The 16,853-nt window shown below is 70.3% G+C and carries 17 protein-coding genes, 1 tRNA gene and 1 other RNA gene; 12 read left to right on the plus strand and 7 right to left on the minus strand.

Going from position 1 to position 16,853, the window contains the following annotated elements; all coding sequences use genetic code 11:
- Positions 1-122 precede the first annotated feature (122 nt).
- Positions 123-767 carry a dihydrofolate reductase family protein gene (locus ACZ607_RS33115; RefSeq protein ID WP_469741203.1) on the minus strand — a complete coding sequence of 215 codons (645 nt, stop codon included), beginning with the start codon at positions 765-767 and terminating at the stop codon, positions 123-125.
- A 194-nt stretch (positions 768-961) separates the two neighbouring features.
- Between ACZ607_RS33115 and ACZ607_RS33120 the strand changes: the two genes are divergently transcribed.
- Positions 962-1,447 carry a DUF4234 domain-containing protein gene (locus ACZ607_RS33120; RefSeq protein ID WP_469741205.1) on the plus strand — a complete coding sequence of 162 codons (486 nt, stop codon included), beginning with the start codon at positions 962-964 and terminating at the stop codon, positions 1,445-1,447.
- Positions 1,448-1,547: 100 nt separating this feature from the next.
- Here the strand turns inward: ACZ607_RS33120 and ACZ607_RS33125 are convergent, their stop codons facing one another.
- From ACZ607_RS33125 to ACZ607_RS33145, 5 genes are all read right to left on the minus strand, one after another.
- Entirely contained in the window at positions 1,548-2,324 is a 777-nt protein-coding gene (locus ACZ607_RS33125) for an SDR family NAD(P)-dependent oxidoreductase (RefSeq protein WP_469741207.1), read from the minus strand.
- Between the two features lie 433 nt (positions 2,325-2,757).
- A complete protein-coding gene (locus tag ACZ607_RS33130) occupies positions 2,758-3,270 on the minus strand; it encodes an Ig-like domain-containing protein (RefSeq protein WP_469741210.1) in 513 nt (170 codons plus the stop codon).
- Positions 3,271-3,499: 229 nt separating this feature from the next.
- Positions 3,500-4,516: an IPT/TIG domain-containing protein gene (locus ACZ607_RS33135; protein ID WP_469741213.1), complete on the minus strand. Its 1,017-nt coding sequence runs from the start codon at positions 4,514-4,516 to the stop codon at positions 3,500-3,502.
- Between the two features lie 211 nt (positions 4,517-4,727).
- On the minus strand, positions 4,728-5,474 hold the full coding sequence (locus ACZ607_RS33140; protein ID WP_469741216.1) for an IPT/TIG domain-containing protein: 747 nt from the start codon (positions 5,472-5,474) through the stop codon (positions 4,728-4,730).
- A 790-nt stretch (positions 5,475-6,264) separates the two neighbouring features.
- Positions 6,265-6,678 carry an ATP-binding protein gene (locus ACZ607_RS33145; RefSeq protein ID WP_469741219.1) on the minus strand — a complete coding sequence of 138 codons (414 nt, stop codon included), beginning with the start codon at positions 6,676-6,678 and terminating at the stop codon, positions 6,265-6,267.
- Positions 6,679-6,906: 228 nt separating this feature from the next.
- Between ACZ607_RS33145 and ACZ607_RS33150 the strand changes: the two genes are divergently transcribed.
- The 8 genes from ACZ607_RS33150 (at position 6,907) to ACZ607_RS33185 (ending at position 12,473) form a co-directional block, all read left to right on the plus strand.
- Positions 6,907-7,254, plus strand: coding sequence for a hypothetical protein (locus ACZ607_RS33150; RefSeq protein ID WP_469741221.1), 348 nt, complete (start codon positions 6,907-6,909; stop codon positions 7,252-7,254).
- Between the two features lie 3 nt (positions 7,255-7,257).
- Positions 7,258-8,358, plus strand: a complete 1,101-nt coding sequence (locus ACZ607_RS33155) for a helix-turn-helix domain-containing protein (RefSeq protein WP_469741223.1) — start codon at positions 7,258-7,260, stop codon at positions 8,356-8,358.
- A gap of 14 nt (positions 8,359-8,372) precedes the next feature.
- The gene (locus tag ACZ607_RS33160) at positions 8,373-9,041 is read left to right on the plus strand and encodes a YdcF family protein (RefSeq protein ID WP_469741225.1); all 669 of its coding nucleotides are present in this window, start codon (positions 8,373-8,375) and stop codon (positions 9,039-9,041) included.
- Complete coding sequence (locus ACZ607_RS33165) at positions 8,983-9,777, plus strand: WbqC family protein (RefSeq protein WP_469741227.1); 795 nt, start codon at positions 8,983-8,985, stop codon at positions 9,775-9,777. The genes ACZ607_RS33160 and ACZ607_RS33165 overlap by 59 nt, the downstream gene beginning before the upstream one ends.
- A gap of 213 nt (positions 9,778-9,990) precedes the next feature.
- Positions 9,991-10,506 (plus strand): hypothetical protein, encoded by a 516-nt coding sequence (locus ACZ607_RS33170; RefSeq protein WP_469741229.1) that lies wholly within the window; start codon positions 9,991-9,993, stop codon positions 10,504-10,506.
- 22 nt (positions 10,507-10,528) lie between these two features.
- Positions 10,529-11,098: a cysteine hydrolase family protein gene (locus ACZ607_RS33175; RefSeq protein ID WP_469741233.1), complete on the plus strand. Its 570-nt coding sequence runs from the start codon at positions 10,529-10,531 to the stop codon at positions 11,096-11,098.
- 4 nt (positions 11,099-11,102) lie between these two features.
- On the plus strand, positions 11,103-12,017 hold the full coding sequence (locus ACZ607_RS33180; RefSeq protein WP_469741236.1) for an FAD-dependent oxidoreductase: 915 nt from the start codon (positions 11,103-11,105) through the stop codon (positions 12,015-12,017).
- 51 nt (positions 12,018-12,068) lie between these two features.
- Complete coding sequence (locus ACZ607_RS33185; RefSeq protein WP_469741238.1) at positions 12,069-12,473, plus strand: NUDIX hydrolase; 405 nt, start codon at positions 12,069-12,071, stop codon at positions 12,471-12,473.
- A gap of 120 nt (positions 12,474-12,593) precedes the next feature.
- Here the strand turns inward: ACZ607_RS33185 and ACZ607_RS33190 are convergent.
- Positions 12,594-12,681, minus strand: a tRNA-Ser gene (locus ACZ607_RS33190).
- A 133-nt stretch (positions 12,682-12,814) separates the two neighbouring features.
- On the opposite strand from ACZ607_RS33190, the gene ffs reads away from it, so the two are divergent.
- The 3 genes from ffs to purD all read left to right on the plus strand — a co-directional run bounded on the left by ffs (position 12,815) and on the right by purD (position 16,745).
- An RNA gene (gene ffs / locus ACZ607_RS33195) (signal recognition particle sRNA small type) lies at positions 12,815-12,909 on the plus strand.
- 80 nt (positions 12,910-12,989) lie between these two features.
- Positions 12,990-15,242 (plus strand): DNA polymerase III subunit gamma and tau, encoded by a 2,253-nt coding sequence (locus ACZ607_RS33200; protein WP_469741241.1) that lies wholly within the window; start codon positions 12,990-12,992, stop codon positions 15,240-15,242.
- A gap of 249 nt (positions 15,243-15,491) precedes the next feature.
- Positions 15,492-16,745 (plus strand): phosphoribosylamine--glycine ligase, encoded by a 1,254-nt coding sequence (gene purD / locus ACZ607_RS33205; RefSeq protein WP_469741243.1) that lies wholly within the window; start codon positions 15,492-15,494, stop codon positions 16,743-16,745.
- Positions 16,746-16,853 lie beyond the last annotated feature (108 nt).

Genomic DNA, 16,853 nt, shown 5'->3' on the forward strand with positions numbered 1-16,853 from the left:
TGCCAGTCACCGGATGGCGCTCCGGGAGGCGAGACGCCGGCCGACCGGACTGCCGCCCGTCGCACGGCAGTTGCCGAACGGCGCCACCTCTCCCCGGAGCACCCGCTCACTTACCTACGTGCTCACCTGCGCCAGAAGAGGTGGTGCGTCACTCCGCTGGGGCTGGGCACGACGTCCTGGTGGTACCGGTCGAGCAGCTCGTCGGGCGACTCCCAGAGCCGTACGCCGGCTCCGATCTTCACCGGCGCGACCGCGACGTGCAGGGTGTCGACGAGCCCGGCGTCGAGGAACTGCCGGACCGTGGAGGGCCCGCCCCCGAGCCGTACGTCCTTGCCCTGCGCCGCCTCCCGCGCCTGCTCCAGGACGTGGGCGGGTTCGCCGCCGACGAAGTGGAACGTGGTGTCGGAGAGGGTGAACGAGGGGCGCACATGATGGGTCATGACGAACACCGGCGTGTGGAAGGGGGGTTCCTCGCCCCACCAGCCACGCCACTCCTCGTTCTCCCAGGGGCCGCGGTAGGGACCGAACTTGTTCCGCCCCATGATCTCCGCGCCGATGTTGTGGGTGAAGTCCCGCGTGAAGTAGTCGTCGAGGCCACGGCTCCCGCCGCGGTCGGTGCGGTTGGGCCAGCTCGCCGTGGCACCGGCCCAGGACATCAGGGCCCCGGGATCGGCGTCACCGAACGGCCTCTCCATGCTCTGGTGCTCACCGGTGGCGAACCCGTCGCTGGAGACGGTGAAGTTCTGGACTTTCAGCAGCTGTTCCACGTGCTTCCTCCTGCGTTGTCGACAACGGAGAGACTCCCGGAGGCGGGCGAACTCATCGCTGAGGCCGGGCGTGACTCCGTCTGATCACAATGATGTGACGGGTCGCCATGAAACCTTCAACTATCTTCACGACTCCTTCACCGGATGTCATGCTGCTGCGGCTGAGACCGGAACCCGCAATTGGAGCACCTCATATGGCCGACATTCAGCCCAGCACGGCGTACAGCCCGAGCGCCGGGACCCCGGACGAAGGCGCGATCGCCCACGGCGCGGCCCGGCTGCCCGCCCTGGCCATGAAGCGCCGGGGGCCCGTCGCGGTCTGGCTCGGCCTGCCCCTGATCACCCTCGGGATCTACCAGCTGGTCTGGTACTACAAGATCCACAAGGAGCTGCAGGCGTTCGACCGGCGCCAGACGCTGAGCCCGGGAGGCAGCGTACTGGTCCTGATCTTCCTGGGCTGGACCCTGATCGCGCCGCTGATCTCCTTCCACAACACCGGAAAGGCCATAGCGGCCGCGCAGCGCGCGGCCGGCCGCCCGGTGACGTGCAGCCCCGCCGCGAGCATGTGGCTGGTGTTCGTCTTCGGCCTGAACACCTGGTACATGCAGCGCCAGCTTAACCTGGTCACGGACGCCTATCCGGGCGCCCAGGAGGGCACGGAAGTGCCGCTCGCGGCCTGACCCCCTGCCGGAACCCGGCGCTCCGACCGGGGAACACGAAGGGCCCCACCGCAGACGGTGGGGCCCTTCGGCCTCCTGCCCGATGGAGCCAACGGCGAGGCTATTCGGGGAACGGGCCGCGGACCGAGACTCCGCCGTCCAGCACGATCTGCTGACCGGTGATGTAGCGCGCCTCGTCCGAGGCCAGGTAGACGGCGGCGGCGGCCACCTCCTCCGACGTGCCGTAGCGGCCTGCCGGGATCTCGGGGACCCACTCGTCGGAGGGCCCGACGTTGACGGCGGTGCTGATCGCCCCGCCCGCGACCACGTTCATCCGGATGCCGTCGGCCGCGTACTCGGCGGCCACGGTCCGCGCCAGGCTGTACAGGCCGGCCTTGGCAGCGCCGTAGGCGGCCTGCTTCGGAGCGGCCATGAACCCGGTGACGGAGCCGATGCTGACGATGTTCCCGCCGGTGCCCTGTTCCAGGAACAGCCGCAGCACACGCCGTACCGCGCGGGCCACGTAGCGCAGATTCACGTCGTAGACGGTCTCCCAGTCCTCGTCGGCCATCTCGTGCAACTTGACCGCGGGGACGAACGCCACCTGCCCGCCGACCACGGTGACCAGGGTGTCCAGCCCGCCGAGCCGCTCGGCCGTACCGACGATCATGGCGTCGAGCTGCTCACCGGAGCGGACGTCCCCGCTCAGCGCATGGGAGACGTGCCCGGCCGCCCGCAACTCGTCCGCCGCCTCGGTCGCCCGTTCGGCATCCAGATCGGCCACCGCGACCACCGCCCCGGCACCCGCACAGGCCCGTACGACGGCCCGCCCGATCCCCCCTCCGCCCCCACCGATCACCAGGACACGCCTGCCGTCGAGCCTGCTCAGTCCGGCCATGTGCCCTCCCCCTCCGCCGAGTTGCCCCAACCTATCCGCGACGGGGGACAAGAAGGCAAGAGGATGCCGAAGGAATCGCGGGAGTGGCGTCAGAAGGTCTCGCGCCTGTCGCGATCTGTGGACCATGGCGCAGTCGCGGGTCGAGGCAGGCAGCCGGCGATCGGCTGATCGATCGAACGGATGAGGTGCGGATGGTGATCCGTGCGGACGTTCATGTGCACCTCACACCCCGAGGGACAACCAGGGCGAACAACCGGCCTCACCTCGCAGCGATCACCGCGGAAGAATCGAGGCCAGCCATCCGATCGCCCGTCCGCACATGCCGGAACGGTGCGCGCCCCCACTGGCAGGTGGACTTCAACCGTACGAGACCTCGTCGACACCGGAACGGAACGGAACGCGGACTCGGCCTCGCCGGTTCCGGCGCCGGGGACTAGCGCAGGTGCTGCCGATCGCGGGACGTGTTGATGTTGTTGGTGATGTCTCCGACGGAGAAGTTGATCAGCCCGCCACAGGCGAGGAGACAGAAGCCGGGGGTCGGACCGGGCGGCGTCGGGGCGGACGTGACCTGGACGGTCGTGGTGCCGTTGGAGGCTTCGCACACCCCGTCGCCCACCCCGTTTCCGCTGTAGGAGGCAATGATGGTGTGCGAGCCGGCGGTGGTGAATTCGTAGGTGCTGCTGGCCAGGCCGTTGGCGTCCACGGGCACGAGCGGCAGCTGGACGTTGTCGACGAAGAACACCACGCCGACGTCGGGCCCGCCGGTGGGGTCGGCAGGGCAGTCGACCGTGGCTGTCAGTACCACCGGAGCGCCCACCGTGGCGGACTGCGGAGTGGCCGTCACGGTGGTGCTCGACGCGTCGGCCCAGGCGGGCAAGGCCGACCCCAGCACGGCGGCCAGGGCGGCGGCGACGACCAGCTTCCCTCTGTTCTGTGTGCTACTCACCGGTTCGGCTCCTTGTTCTGTCGCCGGGCCCGCAGGGCGCGGGCGCCGTGCGGGCCACACGCTATGGCGCTCTCTTCGGCCGTCCAGGGAGGCGGCGCCCACAAGTAGCCTGGTTGGATCAGCAGCCCGAGCCGGCCGTCGGGCAGCTGAGGAACGTATGGAGAGGGCCCGTACGGGGAGTCGCGGGGGGCGCTCCTGTCCCAGGTGCCGGGTGTCAGGTACCCGGGTGTCAGATACCCGGCGCGGCGATCCGGTTGTAGGTGAGCCCGGGGCTGGTGCCACCCGCCGTGGTGACGGTCACCGTGACCGGGCCCGCGGGACCCGCGGGTGCGACCGCCGTGATCTGTGTGTTCGACGCAACGGTGAACGAGACGGCCGTACCCCCGAAGGTGACGGCCGAGGCGGTGGCCAGATTCGCGCCTGTGAGGGTGACCACGGTGCCCGCGGAGGTCGGACCACTACTGGGCACCAGCGCCGTCAGGGCAGGCGTGGCGACATAGGTGAAGGCAACAGGGTTGCTCGTGCCGCCCGGGGTGGTCACCGTAATCGGTGAACTACCCGTTCCCGGCGGGGAGGTGGCAGTGATCTGTGTCGCCGAGACCACGACGAAGGAGGTGGCGGCGGTGGCGCCGAAGAGCACAGCACCGGCGTTCAGCAGACCACTTCCGGTCAGAGTGACCACCGAGCCGCCGGCCGTCGGACCCAGGGCGGGGGCGGCACTGTTGAGCACGGGAGGCGCGGCGTAGAAGAAGAACGCGCCCGGGGCGCTGACGCCCTCCGGTGTCGTGACGGTCACCACGGCCGCGCCGGCGCTTCCGGCGGGCGTCACGGCGGTGATCTGGGTAGCCGAGTTCACCACGAACGACGCCGCCGGTATCCCCGCGAAGGTGACCGCGGTGGCCCCGGTGAACCCGGTTCCCGTCAGAGCGACGCTGGTGCCGCCCGCCGTCGGACCGCTGCCGGGCGCCACTCCGGTGACCACCGGCACCTGCGCCACGACGTAAGTGAATGTCACCGCATTGCTGTTGCCGGTCGGATGGACGACGATCACCGCCGCCGCGCCCGCGGCGCGTGGCGGGCTCACAGCCGTGATCTGGGTGGCCGAGTTGACGGTAAAGGAGGTGGCATTGGTGCTGCCGAAGCGTACGCCGGTGGAGCCCGTCATCCCGGAGCCGGTGAGGGTGACGGTGGTACCGCCGGTGGTGGGCCCTTGTGAGGGGTTGATGGTACTGAGCGTGGGCGGCATGAGGATGCTCCTATGACAGCCTTGGTGAAGCCCGGCGGAGACGCGGATGCCCGTCCGAGCTGGGGACCGCCGCATCTGGGACGCCGGCGGGGGAGTCCGTCCGGCCACCGGGGATCGATGGCCGGACGGCCGGGAGGGAGCCACCGTCCAGGAAGCGGCGGCCAAGGCGGGCTGCCGCCCGGTGAAGGCCGGGCGGCAGCGTGGGTGAGGGTCAGATGCCGGGAGCCGCGACGTAGGTGAACGCGCCGGCGGCCGTGTCGGAGCCGGCCGAGTTGCTCACCACCACGTCGACCGCACCGGCGGCCCCGGGCGGGGACACCGCCGAGACCGTGGTGGAGTTCACCACGGAGAACGGCGCCGTGTTGCCGTCGAAGGTGACCGACTCGGTGGTGCCGAGGTTGGTGCCGGTGATGGTCACACCCGTACCGCCGGACGTCGGCCCGGAGGCCGGCGTGACGGTGGTGACCGCGGGGGCGTCCACGTAGGTGTAGGACAGACCGTTGTTCGTCCCGCCCGCGGTGGTCACGCTCACCCCGACGGGGCCTGCCACAGCGCCCGCCGGCACGGCGACGGTGAGCTGGGTGTCGGAGACGACCGTCGGCGTGGCGGTGTTGGCGCCGAAAGACACACTGGTGGCCGTCGCCAGCCCGACACCGTTGATCGTGACCGTGTTGCCACCCGCCAGGGGACCGGAGGTCGGACCGAGCGAGGACTTGAACGGAGCTCCGACGTAGAAGAACGGAAGCGGGTTGCTCGTGCCGCCCGCGGTGGTCACGGTCACCCCGACGGCGCCGGTGCCCGAGGGGGATATGGCCGTGACCTGGGTCGGGGAGACGTTGGTGATGGTGGTGGCCGGCTTGGCACCGAAGGTGACGGCGCTGGTGCCGGACAGGTTCGTGCCGGTGATGGTCACCAGGGTGCCACCACCGGTGGATCCCTGGTTCGGAGAGATGGGCATGGAGGAACTCCTCGCTGACAGGACGAACAGAGGATTCAGCGAAACCGGGACCTCCGGGGCGGCCTGCGCGGGAGGTCCTTGCGGGAGGAGGGGCGGCTGAACCGTGCCGTCGGGTCGACGGGTTCCTTCGTGGGTGCACAAGGAAAGAACCGGCAGACGCCGCCCTTTGTCGTTCTCCCCGGTCATGGGATGGGCGGCCCACCGGTTCGCTGCCTCAAGTACGCCACAGACAGCGGTGCCTGACAAGACGTCACGCGAGGCATGTGGATGGTTGAGCGCGCCACGGTGTACTCCCGCGTACCACCGGCGTACGCCACCCGTCTCGCCTGGCCGGCACAGAACAAACCAGTCGGCACCGCGCATGCGGTACCGACTGGCGATCCAACCCCCTCGGGATGCCCATCGTGATCTCGGCGGGCCTGCGCCTCCCCACGTGTGGAGGGAAAGCCGCCCCGACACCACGCTTCCCGAGCAGTACGGGCCCCTTGGTTGGAATACGTTCAGTAACGCAGGATCCCGGAATATGCCACAACCCCCAGGCCACCGCGTCACCCGTTCGGAGCAGTTGTACGAGGACGAAGCCCGCACCCCACCGGGGGTGGCCATGCTCCCTGCCAGGTTGTTCGGTGCGAGCTGCCGTGGGGTTCCAGGACGCCTTACGGGTGCGGGCGCAGCTCTTCCGGGTTTCGCGCAGAGGACACCTGGCCGTCCCTACCGGTGCCCCGCCAGCTCCAGGCGGGGAGCGAGACCAATAGCCGCAAGTCGGGGCCGATCGGAGTGACGAGAACGCTCACGCAGTCGTCCTTCCTGCGATCTTGAAGCAGGACCAAACGATCTTTCCGAGCGGTGTGCGGTCCTGTACTCCCCAGCCGTCGGCGAGCGCGGCCACCAGGACCAGACCACGTCCGGACAGGTCGGTGTCGGCGGCCTGGCGAGTCTCTGGGCGTCGGCGGCGGCTGTCGTGCACCTCCAGGCGTACGACGTCGTCCTCGGCGTCGAGGCGGACCAGGAATCCGTGGTCGGCGACAGTGCCGTGGACCAGTGCGTTCGTCGCAAGCTCGGAGACGCAGAGGCGGATGTCATCGATCCGTTCCGCAAGGTCCCACCCGGCCAGGGCCGTGGAGACGAATTCCCTTGCCTGTCCCACGGATTCGGGGCGGGCCTCGAAGAAGCGCTGCACCGATTCGATCGTTGTTGCTGTCATGACTCGGTCTCCAGGAGGCGGGTTGTTCCCGGGCTGTGGCGGCGGGCCGCCGCGGTGGAGGCGGCCGGCGGGCACGCGGGGCATGGCCGGCGGACCAGAAGCAGCCGGGAGCCGGCAGCCTCGATCCGCCGACCGCGTTCAGCGGCTATCGCCCTCGGGCCGAGGTGTGACGCGGCCGGGGCGAGCACGCCGTAGACATCCGGCAGGGCCAACACGTCCAGCAGGCCGGTGAAGGCCGCCGAGCCGGGGCCGGTGTCCGCCTCGGCGTTCGGTGAAGACGCCGGACAGCTCCAGCTCGTGGTTGCGGCAGTACTCGGCGAGCGAGGCGACCAGCGCCTCCTGCCGAGCTTCGGAGACCCGCACCAGCCGCAGAAAGCCGTAGACGACAGGTCCGCTGACCAGGCGATGTTCCGTGAGGGGTTCCATGAGAGGGACCATCCAAAGGGTCGACACGTGGTGACGCTCCTGAGCATGGAGGTCCCCGAACTCCTGGCCAATCACCCGTCGTTCTACTTCCGTTCCACTTCCGTCCCGCTACCCCCAGCCCTCTGCTTCGATGACGGTGGAAGGAAGTGAGGCGTGGCAACCGTGCACCACTGGACCGGCCTGGAGGCCAGGGCTCTGCGTCTCGCCCTGCGTCTGAGCGTGCGGGCTTTTGCCGAGCACCTCGGCGTAGCCGTCGCGACGGTCTCGAAGTGGGAGAGCAAGCGCGCCGAAACCGAGCCCAGACCCGACACCCAGGCCATCCTCGACACCGCCCTCGCACGCGCTGACGCCCCTGCCCACCTGCGCTTCGAGACGCTCCTGTCCGAGATGGCCAGCACCGTGCAGAACGCCGGACGGCGCGTCACCGCCACCGGCCCCCGAGCCTGGGAGTACGAATCGTGGGCCGAGGACCTGGACCGCCTCGTGGTCGCGCTCTCCCGTCAGAACTTCGCCTTCGCCGACACCCTGCTCAGCCGCTGGCTGACGCGGTTCAACGCCCGGGAACTGGATGAGAAGGGTTTGTACCTTTTCGCCCGCTCGACCGCGCTGCTCGGTGACCTCAAACGCGACCAGGGCGCTGTGCTCGGCCCACTCTCCGCCCAGCACTCCTACGTCGGGGCTCGCGCGGTCTTCACCCAGCTCGACATCCCGCGCCGTGTCGCCCAGCTCGACCTCTCTCTCGCGGTGGTCACCGAAATGTCCGGCAAGCTGGAGGTTGCCGCCCGCCACTACGAAGCCCTCGCCGTCGACGACCGGCTTTCCCGCCGGGACCGCGCCAGGGCCCGTCTGTGGGTGGGCACTGCGCTGAGCAAGAACGGCCGGCACGACTACGCGACCCGTGTCATGCAGGCCGCGACCCGCGACTTCGAGGACCTCACCGAACCTGACGACTGGTCGGTGGCCCACCAGAAACTCGCCCTCGCCCGCCGTGGCGCCGGCGACCTCACCCAGGCCCTGCACTTCATCGACATCGCCCGCAGCAGCGGGGCCGCCGACTCCCCGATGCAACGCGTACGGCTGGACACCGCCCATGGCCACATCCTGCTCTCCGACACGGCGACCCGGGATGATGGATTCCTCGTCCTCGATCGGGCCACCCGCACGGCCGCGCAGTACGGACTCGTGCACCAATTGCGCAGTATCGAGGGCATCAAGGCCATGAACGAGGGGCCGACCGGCCCCCGGCGACGGTGACCAGGGAGAGACGCGTGAGCGACAACCAGCAGGCCATCACCGAGGACCAGTGGCGCCGGGCCGCACTCATCTGGGACTACCACCAGATGCACCACCAGATGCGGTCCGTCGACGTAGCGATCGGGCTGGGCAGCCACGACCTCGGCGTCGCCACCCACTCCGCCGAGCTGTACCGCGCCGGGCTGTTCCCGACCCTGGTCTTCACCGGCGGCAACAGCCCCACCACCGCCAAGGTCTTCCCGCGCGGCGAGGCCGTCCACTTTCGCGAGCACGCCATGGACCTCGGCGTCCCCGCCGAGGCGATCCTGCTGGAATCGGAGGCTGGCAACACCGGGCAGAACATCACCCTCTCCCGAGAGGTCCTCGCCGCCGCCGGCATCACCCCGACGACGGTGATGCTGGTGTCCAAGCCCTACATGGAACGGCGGTCGTTCGCGACCGCCCGCAAGCTGTGGCCCGACGTCGAGATCCTCTGCGCGTCGGAGCCGCTGGAGTTCGACGACTACGTGAAGTCCATCGGCGACGAGAAGCTCGTCCTGGACATGCTCGTCGGCGATCTCCAGCGGCTCATCGAGTATCCGAAGCTCGGATTCGCCATCGAGCAGGAGGTCCCGGAGGACGTGCATGGAGCGTACGAATCCCTCATCCATGACGGCTTCACCAGCCGTCTCATCGTTTCCTGACCTGCCCGAGGCGGGCGGGCTGTGCGCAATTCATCAGCCCAACCTGTTCCCGAGACTGACCACACTGGCCAAGCTGTTCTCGGCGGACTACTGGATCGTCCTGGACGACGTGCAGTTCACCCGTCGTGACTACCAGCATCGAGCCCGGCTCGGTGCCCTCGACGAATCGGATCGTCGGCAGTGGCTCACCGTCCCCACACGCCTCCCCCACGGACGGGCGACTCTCATCCGGGACGTGTTGATCGACGATCCAGACCGGGCGCGCCGGAAGACCGCGGGGATGCTGCGGCAGCACTACGGTGGGAGCCCCTACTGGCCTGTGCTCGCACAGGCTCTGGCCCCGGTACTGGAGGCCTTCGGCACAGGCAGGACCGCCATGGTCGCCGAGATCTCCACCCGTGCTCTGCTCGGTCTGCTCGACTGGCAGGGCAGGATCCTGACCAGCGGCGATCTTCCCGCTCGGCCGGGCCGCTCTCAGCGACTCGCTGATCTATCTGCCGCCACTGGTGCCTGCGCGTACGTGTGCGGGACCGGCGGCATAACGTATCTCGACCCGGTACCATTCGCCGCCGAAGGTATCGCCGTCCTGCCGTTCCAGCCGCCGACGACCAGCATCTGGGCCTCCGGCCGAAGTCTCAGCTCGCTATGGGCGTTGGCGGCACTCGGTCCGCAGGAGGTAGCCGCCCGCATGCGGCGGCTCGCCTTCGACCAAGGCCTGATGGCGGCCGCCGCTTGACCGCCGCCTGTTCGTGCGTCGTCCGGATTAGAGGTGTGGGCGGGTCGGACGGCTCGTGGGAGTCGCGGCAGGCTTCGACGGTTGGTCGGTGGAGGAGGAGCCACCGAAGGCTGATGTGGTAGTGCTTCGCAGGCGGGTTGCCTCGGCACGGGGATCGGGCGCGGGCTCGCGGCTCGTGTGCTGAATGCGAGTGATCAGGAGTCCGACGGGCCTATGGGCGGTGCCGAGCGCTCGGCGGGCGGCGGCTTCCTTGAGGAACTGGTGGGGTGGTTGGCCTCCGGCGTCGGGGAGGGAGGCCCGGCCCGGGGGCCCCTGGCCTGCGCGGTCGAGGAGTCGCTTCTCGCCACCGGCTTCGACCACCCGGACATCGTCTCCTTCGGTGTACGGGGAGTGTCCACCGCCTACGCCGGCTGGTCCGGCGTCGCCTACGCCTCCCACTCGGGCGAGCGCAGCCTCACCACCGACGAGCTGGTCGCTTGCGAGCTGACCGTCCAGGCCCTGTGGTGTTTCACCCGCCACATCCAGCAGATGGTCGGGGACGGTCAGGACCCCTCCATGCCGGAGCGGTACGGCTGGCGATTCCTGCGCGCCGCCGCCTCCCGGCTCACCACCGCTCGTGCTCAGGAGACCGCGCAACACGTCCTGATGCGGGAGGCCATCATGAAGACCAGCGGATTGGCCGAACGGCTGCGCGCGGCGCAGGAAGCTCTGCGCGAGAGCGCCAGCTGAGAACGGGCAGGAGTGAGAGCCGATGGACATCAGCAGTGCCGCGCTGGTCGTGATCGACATGCAGAACGGCTTTGTGAACCAGCACAGTCGCCACGTCGTGCCCGCAGTCGCCGACCTCGTCGCGAGATGGTCCGCCGCCGGGCGCCCTGTCGTCTTCACCCGGTACTTCAACTATCCCGACAGCCCCTACGAGCGCTTCTTCCAATGGCGCCGGCTCCAGGAACCACCCGAGACCGACATCGTTCCCGAGCTCGCCGAGGCGGCGGGCCACGCGCACGCAGGCGTCGACAAGACCGGATACACGCTCTTCACACCCAAGGCCGCAGAGTTGATTCGACGGGCCGGCTGGACCGACCTCGTCTTCTGCGGAATCGCCACCGAGAGCTGCGTTCTGAAGTCCGCCGCAGACGCTTTCGAGCACGGATACGCACCCTGGATCGTCACGGACGCCTGTGCCAGCGATGCCGGCCCGGACGTCCACGACGCCGGTCTGCTTGTCGCTCGGCGTCTGATCGGATCAGGTCAACTCGTGTACGTCGAGCATGTGATGGGCCAAGTCGATACGCGTGTGGCCGACCCGGTGCTGGAATAGCCTCATGGCCGACACACCGCTCGACACCGACCTGATCATCATCGGCGGAGGACCGGCGGGCTGTGCCGCCGCCCGTATGGCCGCCGGCGTGGGCATGCGCACGATCCTGGTCGAGCCCGACCGGCTGTGCCGCAATCTCTACCGGATCCCGGCCCTGAACAACGTCCTCGGCGGCCACACCAACGGCACCGACCTGGCCGACGCCATCGTGGCGGACCTGAAGGGCACCGAGCTGTGCCGCCTCGAACTCGGCAGGCGCGTCACCGAACTCCGCGCCGATGACGACCGGGTGACCGTCACGGTCGACACCGGTGCGCGTCTCACGGCTCCGTACGCTGTCGTCGCCACCGGCGTCGGTCCCCTCCAGCCCCGCGACGTCACCTGGATCACCGCCCCCAGCGGCCGCGTCCTGCCCCCGCTCTGGGAGGCCGAAGCCGACGACGTTCAGGGGCGCACCCTCCTCGTCCTGGGCGGCGACCGCCCGATCGGCACGTTCCTGCGCGCCCACCCGACCACAGACACCCGCCTGCTCGTGGTGTACCCGGCAGCCGACGCGTACAAGGTCGAGGAAATCGGGGACGATCCCCGGGTCACCCTCGTTCCCGTCGAGCACCTGACGTTGAAGGCCGCAGAGGGCACCCCGGTGTCGGCGGATGCAGTGGTCCAGGACGGCCAGCGGCGGACGGTCACAGCGGATTCGGCCTACCTCAGCATCGGCAACGCCCCGACCGCTCCGCTCGGCGATCTGACCCGGGGCCCGGACGGATACTGTCCCCCGGCCGACCAGCACCCCCGCGTCATCGTGGCCGGCGACCTTCGCTCCGCCCGCTTCCAACGGATCATGACCGCTCTGGGATCGGGCAGTGAGGCCGCCCTACGCGCCTACTACGCGGCCAGGGACGTGCCCACCAAGGGCTGAGACCACAGCGGTGGGTCACACGACGACCTACGCGCTCGGGACGAGATCTCCATGACCACTGAGATCAATCCGGCGGTCGCAGCCGCCGTCGTCGTGCAGGACGGCCGTGTGCTGCTCGTGCGACGGCGCGTGTCGGAGGGCGCGCTCTCGTGGCAGTTCCCGGCAGGGAAGATCGAAACCGACGAGACTGCGGGGGAGGCGGCGGCGCGCGAGACCTGGGAGGAGACCGGGCTGCTGGTGACTCCGCAGATCGTGCTCGGGCAACGGGTTCACCCTATGACCGGCCGGGAGATCCACTACATCGCGTGTAGACCTTCTGGCGGCGAGGCGGGCATCGCGAGTGCGGACGAAGTAGCCGATCTGGCCCGGGCCGCGCACGGCGAAGTCCCGCACTACGTGCCCTACGGCCTGTTCGAGCCAGTGCAGGACTATCTGGATGCGGCTCTGCTCTCGTGATCCGGGCCAAGTGGGGCATCGCCCCTATGGACAGAGACTGGAACAACAAGGTCTGAGCCAACGTCGAAGGGCCCCACCGCAAGCGGTGGGGCCCTTCAACGTATTGCCCGGTGAGAGCAATGGCGGAGGATACGAGATTCGAACTCGTGAGGGGTTGCCCCCAACACGCTTTCCAAGCGTGCGCCCTAGGCCACTAGGCGAATCCTCCGCCGCAAACAATACAAGACGTTGGAGGGTGCTCGCGAACACGTTCCCCAGAGATCGTTCCGGAGCGTCCTCCGGGAGGGGTGAGGGCGGGGAGTGGGTGGACGGCGGGGGGCTGGGATCGGTTAAGGTGGGCGTCAGCCCCTCACGTGGCGCTATCTGACTGAACTCCCCCAGGGCCGGAAGGCAGCAAGGGTAGGTTGGCTCTGGCGGGTGCGTGGGGGGCCCTTGCGTGTCCGGGGTGTGGTGTCCCGCCGGGCGCCCGGTCCGGGGCGGGGCCGGTTGTCGGTCGGCCCCGATAACCTCGTAGGTGTGTCGTCCCTTGCGCTGTACCGCCGCTATCGCCCCGAGTCCTTCGCCGAGGTCATCGGTCAGGAGCATGTCACTGACCCGTTGCAGCAGGCCCTGAGGAACAACCGGGTCAATCACGCGTATCTGTTCAGCGGGCCGCGTGGCTGTGGAAAGACGACCAGTGCGCGCATCCTGGCCCGCTGTCTGAACTGCGAGCAGGGGCCCACGCCGACTCCCTGCGGGGAGTGCCAGTCCTGCCGGGACCTCGCGCGCAACGGGCCGGGTTCGATCGACGTCATCGAGATCGACGCCGCGTCCCACGGTGGCGTGGACGACGCCCGTGACCTGCGTGAGAAGGCGTTCTTCGGGCCCGCGTCCAGTCGGTACAAGATCTACATCATCGACGAGGCGCACATGGTCACCCCGGCCGGGTTCAACGCCCTGCTGAAGGTGGTCGAGGAGCCGCCGGAGCACCTCAAGTTCATCTTCGCGACGACCGAGCCCGAGAAGGTCATCGGCACGATCAGGTCGCGTACGCACCACTACCCCTTCCGGCTGGTGCCGCCCGGGACGCTGCGCAGTTACCTCGCGGACGTGTGCGGCAGGGAGAACAGCGCCGTCGAGGACGGTGTGCTGCCGCTCGTGGTGCGGGCCGGTGCGGGATCCGTGCGTGACTCGATGTCCGTCATGGACCAGCTGCTGGCCTCCGCCGCCGATGACGGTGTGACATACGCCATGGCGACCTCGCTCCTCGGATATACGGACGGGTCCCTGCTGGACTCCATCGTGGACGCCTTCGCGGCGGGTGACGGGGCCGCGGCCTTCGAGGTCGTGGACCGGGTGATCGAGGGCGGCAACGACCCCCGGCGCTTCGTCGCGGACCTGTTGGAGCGGCTGCGTGACCTGGTGATCCTGGCCGCCGTGCCGGACGCCGGGGACAAGGGGCTCATCGACGCTCCCGCCGATGTGGTGGAGCGGATGCAGGCGCAGGCCTCGGTGTTCGGGGCCGCCGAGCTGAGCCGGGCCGCCGACCTGGTCAACGAGGGGCTCACCGAGATGCGCGGGGCGACCTCGCCCCGGCTCCAGGTGGAGCTGATCTGTGCCCGCGTGCTGCTGCCGGCCGCCTTCGACGACGAGCGTTCGTTCCAGGCCCGGCTGGACCGGCTGGAGCGCGGCGGAGCTTTCGCCGCTGCCGGTTCAGGCCCTGCCATGGGGTACGTACCGGGGCCCGAAGCCCATGGGCCCGGGGTCGGGATGCCCGCGGGCGCCGGCGGAGGTCCTGCCGCGGCTCGTGCGGCTGTACGGGGCGAGGCTCCGGGCGGTGCCCCCGCCGACGTCCCGCGGGCCGCGCCCATGGCCGCCGAGGCCGTGGCCCCGCCGGTCGCCCAGCCGCCCCGGCCCGAGGCACCGCAGGAAGCTCCCGTGGCCCAGCAGCCCCCCGCTCCGGCCCCTGCCGGGCAGCGTCCCGGTGCCTGGCCCGCGGCGGCCGGAGCCGGCAGCGGCGCGGGTGGCGCGGAACCGGCGCGCAGGCCCGGCGGCTGGCCGACCGCGTCCGCGCCCGGGAGCGGCGTACCCCAGGCGCCCGCTCCGGCGGCGCCGGTGGCCGCCCCCGCCGCTCCCGCGCAGGCCCCGCAGGCGCCCGCCGCCGGTGGGCAGGACATGGTGCAGGGTGCCGCCCAGGTGCGGAACATGTGGCCGGACATCCTGGAGGCGGTGAAGAACCGCCGCCGCTTCACCTGGATCCTGCTCAGCCAGAACGCCCAGGTCACCGGCTTCGACGGCTCCACCCTGCAACTCGGTTTCCTCAACGCCGGTGCCCGCGACACCTTCTCCAGCAGCGGCAGCGAAGAGGTGCTCAAGCAGGCTCTTGCCGAGCAGTTCAACGCCAAGTGGAAGGTCGACGCGGTCGTCGACCCCTCCGGCGGTGGCGGTGGCGGCCAGTCCGCGCCGAGCGGTGGCGGCGGTGGCGGCAGGCCTCCGGCCGCGCCGTACCAGCCCCCGCCCGCGCCGCCGGCTCCTTCGTACGAGTCCCGGCCGTCGGCTCCCGCCCCGCAGGCCCCGCCGCCCGTGCAGCAGCAGCCCCCGGCCCAGCAGTCCGGTCGGCCCGAGCCGTCGTACGACCGTGCCGCCCCCGAGCCGCCGAGATCGGTCGCGCCCGAGGACGACACCGCTGAGGCGGACGACCCCGATCTGGTCGACTCCGCGCTCTCCGGGCACGACCTGATCGTCCGCGAGCTGGGCGCCACGGTCGTCGAGGAGTTCACCAACGAGTAGCGAGTAACGAGTAGCGGGAAGCGGGTAACGAGTAGCGGTCCCGTAGTCCCGTAGCCGGCCACGCGCCCGCCGGGATGCCCCGCAGACGGACACGCGCCCGCCGCGATGCCCCCGCGGCCGATCACGCTCCCGTACGCCCCGACCCGGCCCGACCCACCCCGTCGGTCCGGAGGCCCCACCCCCCGACCCCGTTGTCCACGGACCGGCGGCCGTCGAGGCGTACGGCCCCCGGCGGTTAGGCTGCACCCCGTGAAGGTCCTCGTCATCGGCGGCGGCGCCCGCGAACACGCCCTGTGCCGCTCTCTCTCCCTCGACCCCGACGTCACCGCTCTGTACTGCGCCCCCGGCAACGCCGGAATCGCAGAGGTGGCCGAACTGCACCCGGTCGACGCGCTCGACGGTGAAGCCGTCGCGCGCCTCGCGACCGAGCTGGGTGCCGAGTTGGTGGTCGTCGGCCCGGAGGCACCGCTTGTCGCCGGTGTCGCCGACGCCGTGCGCGCGGCCGGCATCCCCTGCTTCGGCCCCTCCGGCGAGGCCGCCCAGCTCGAAGGCTCCAAGGCGTTCGCCAAGGACGTCATGGCCGGTGCCAACGTCCCGACCGCCCGCAGCTACGTCTGCACCACGCCCGCCGAGATCGACGAGGCCCTGGACGCCTTCGGTGCTCCGTACGTCGTGAAGGACGACGGTCTCGCGGCCGGCAAGGGCGTCGTCGTCACCGACGACGTCGAGGCCGCGCGTGCCCACGCCCTGGCCTGCGACCGCGTGGTCATCGAGGAGTTCCTCGACGGCCCCGAGGTCAGCCTCTTCGCGATCACCGACGGCACCACCGTGCTGCCCCTCCAGCCGGCCCAGGACTTCAAGCGCGCCCTGGACGGCGACGAGGGCCCGAACACCGGTGGCATGGGTGCGTACTCCCCGCTCCCGTGGGCCGACCCGAAGCTGGTCGACGAGGTCATGCGGACCGTCCTCCAGCCGACCGTCGACGAGCTCCGCCGCCGCGGCACCCCGTTCTCCGGGCTGCTGTACGCCGGCCTCGCGATCACCTCGCGCGGTGTCCGGGTCATCGAGTTCAACGCCCGCTTCGGCGACCCGGAGACCCAGGTGGTGCTGGCCCGGCTGAAGACGCCGCTCGCCGGGCTGCTGCTCGGTTCGGCCAACGGCACGCTGGACGCCGTGCCCCCGCTGACGTGGCACGACGACGCCGCCGTCACCGTGGTCATCGCCTCGCACAACTACCCGGGGACACCCCGCACGGGAGACCCGATCGAGGGCCTCGCCGATGTGGTGGCCAAGGATGCGCCGCACGCGTTCGTGCTGCACGCCGGCACCCGGCAGGAAGGCGACGCGGTCGTGAGCGCCGGAGGGCGCGTTCTCTCCGTGACGGCGACGGGCAAGGACCTCACGCAGGCCCGGGAGCGTGCCTACGCCGCCGTGGGCCGGATCCGGCTCGACGGCTCCCAGCACCGTACGGACATCGCTCGCAAGGCCGCCGACGAGGCCTGAGAACCGTTCGTCCCCGGTGCCCGGCCCTCCACGGAGGCGCCGGGCACCGGTGTGTCCAAGGCCCTCCAGGGGTGTCCAGGAGCCCTCCGGCAGGGGCCGCCGTATCAC

Source organism: Streptomyces sp. NPDC104381 (assembly GCF_055583745.1).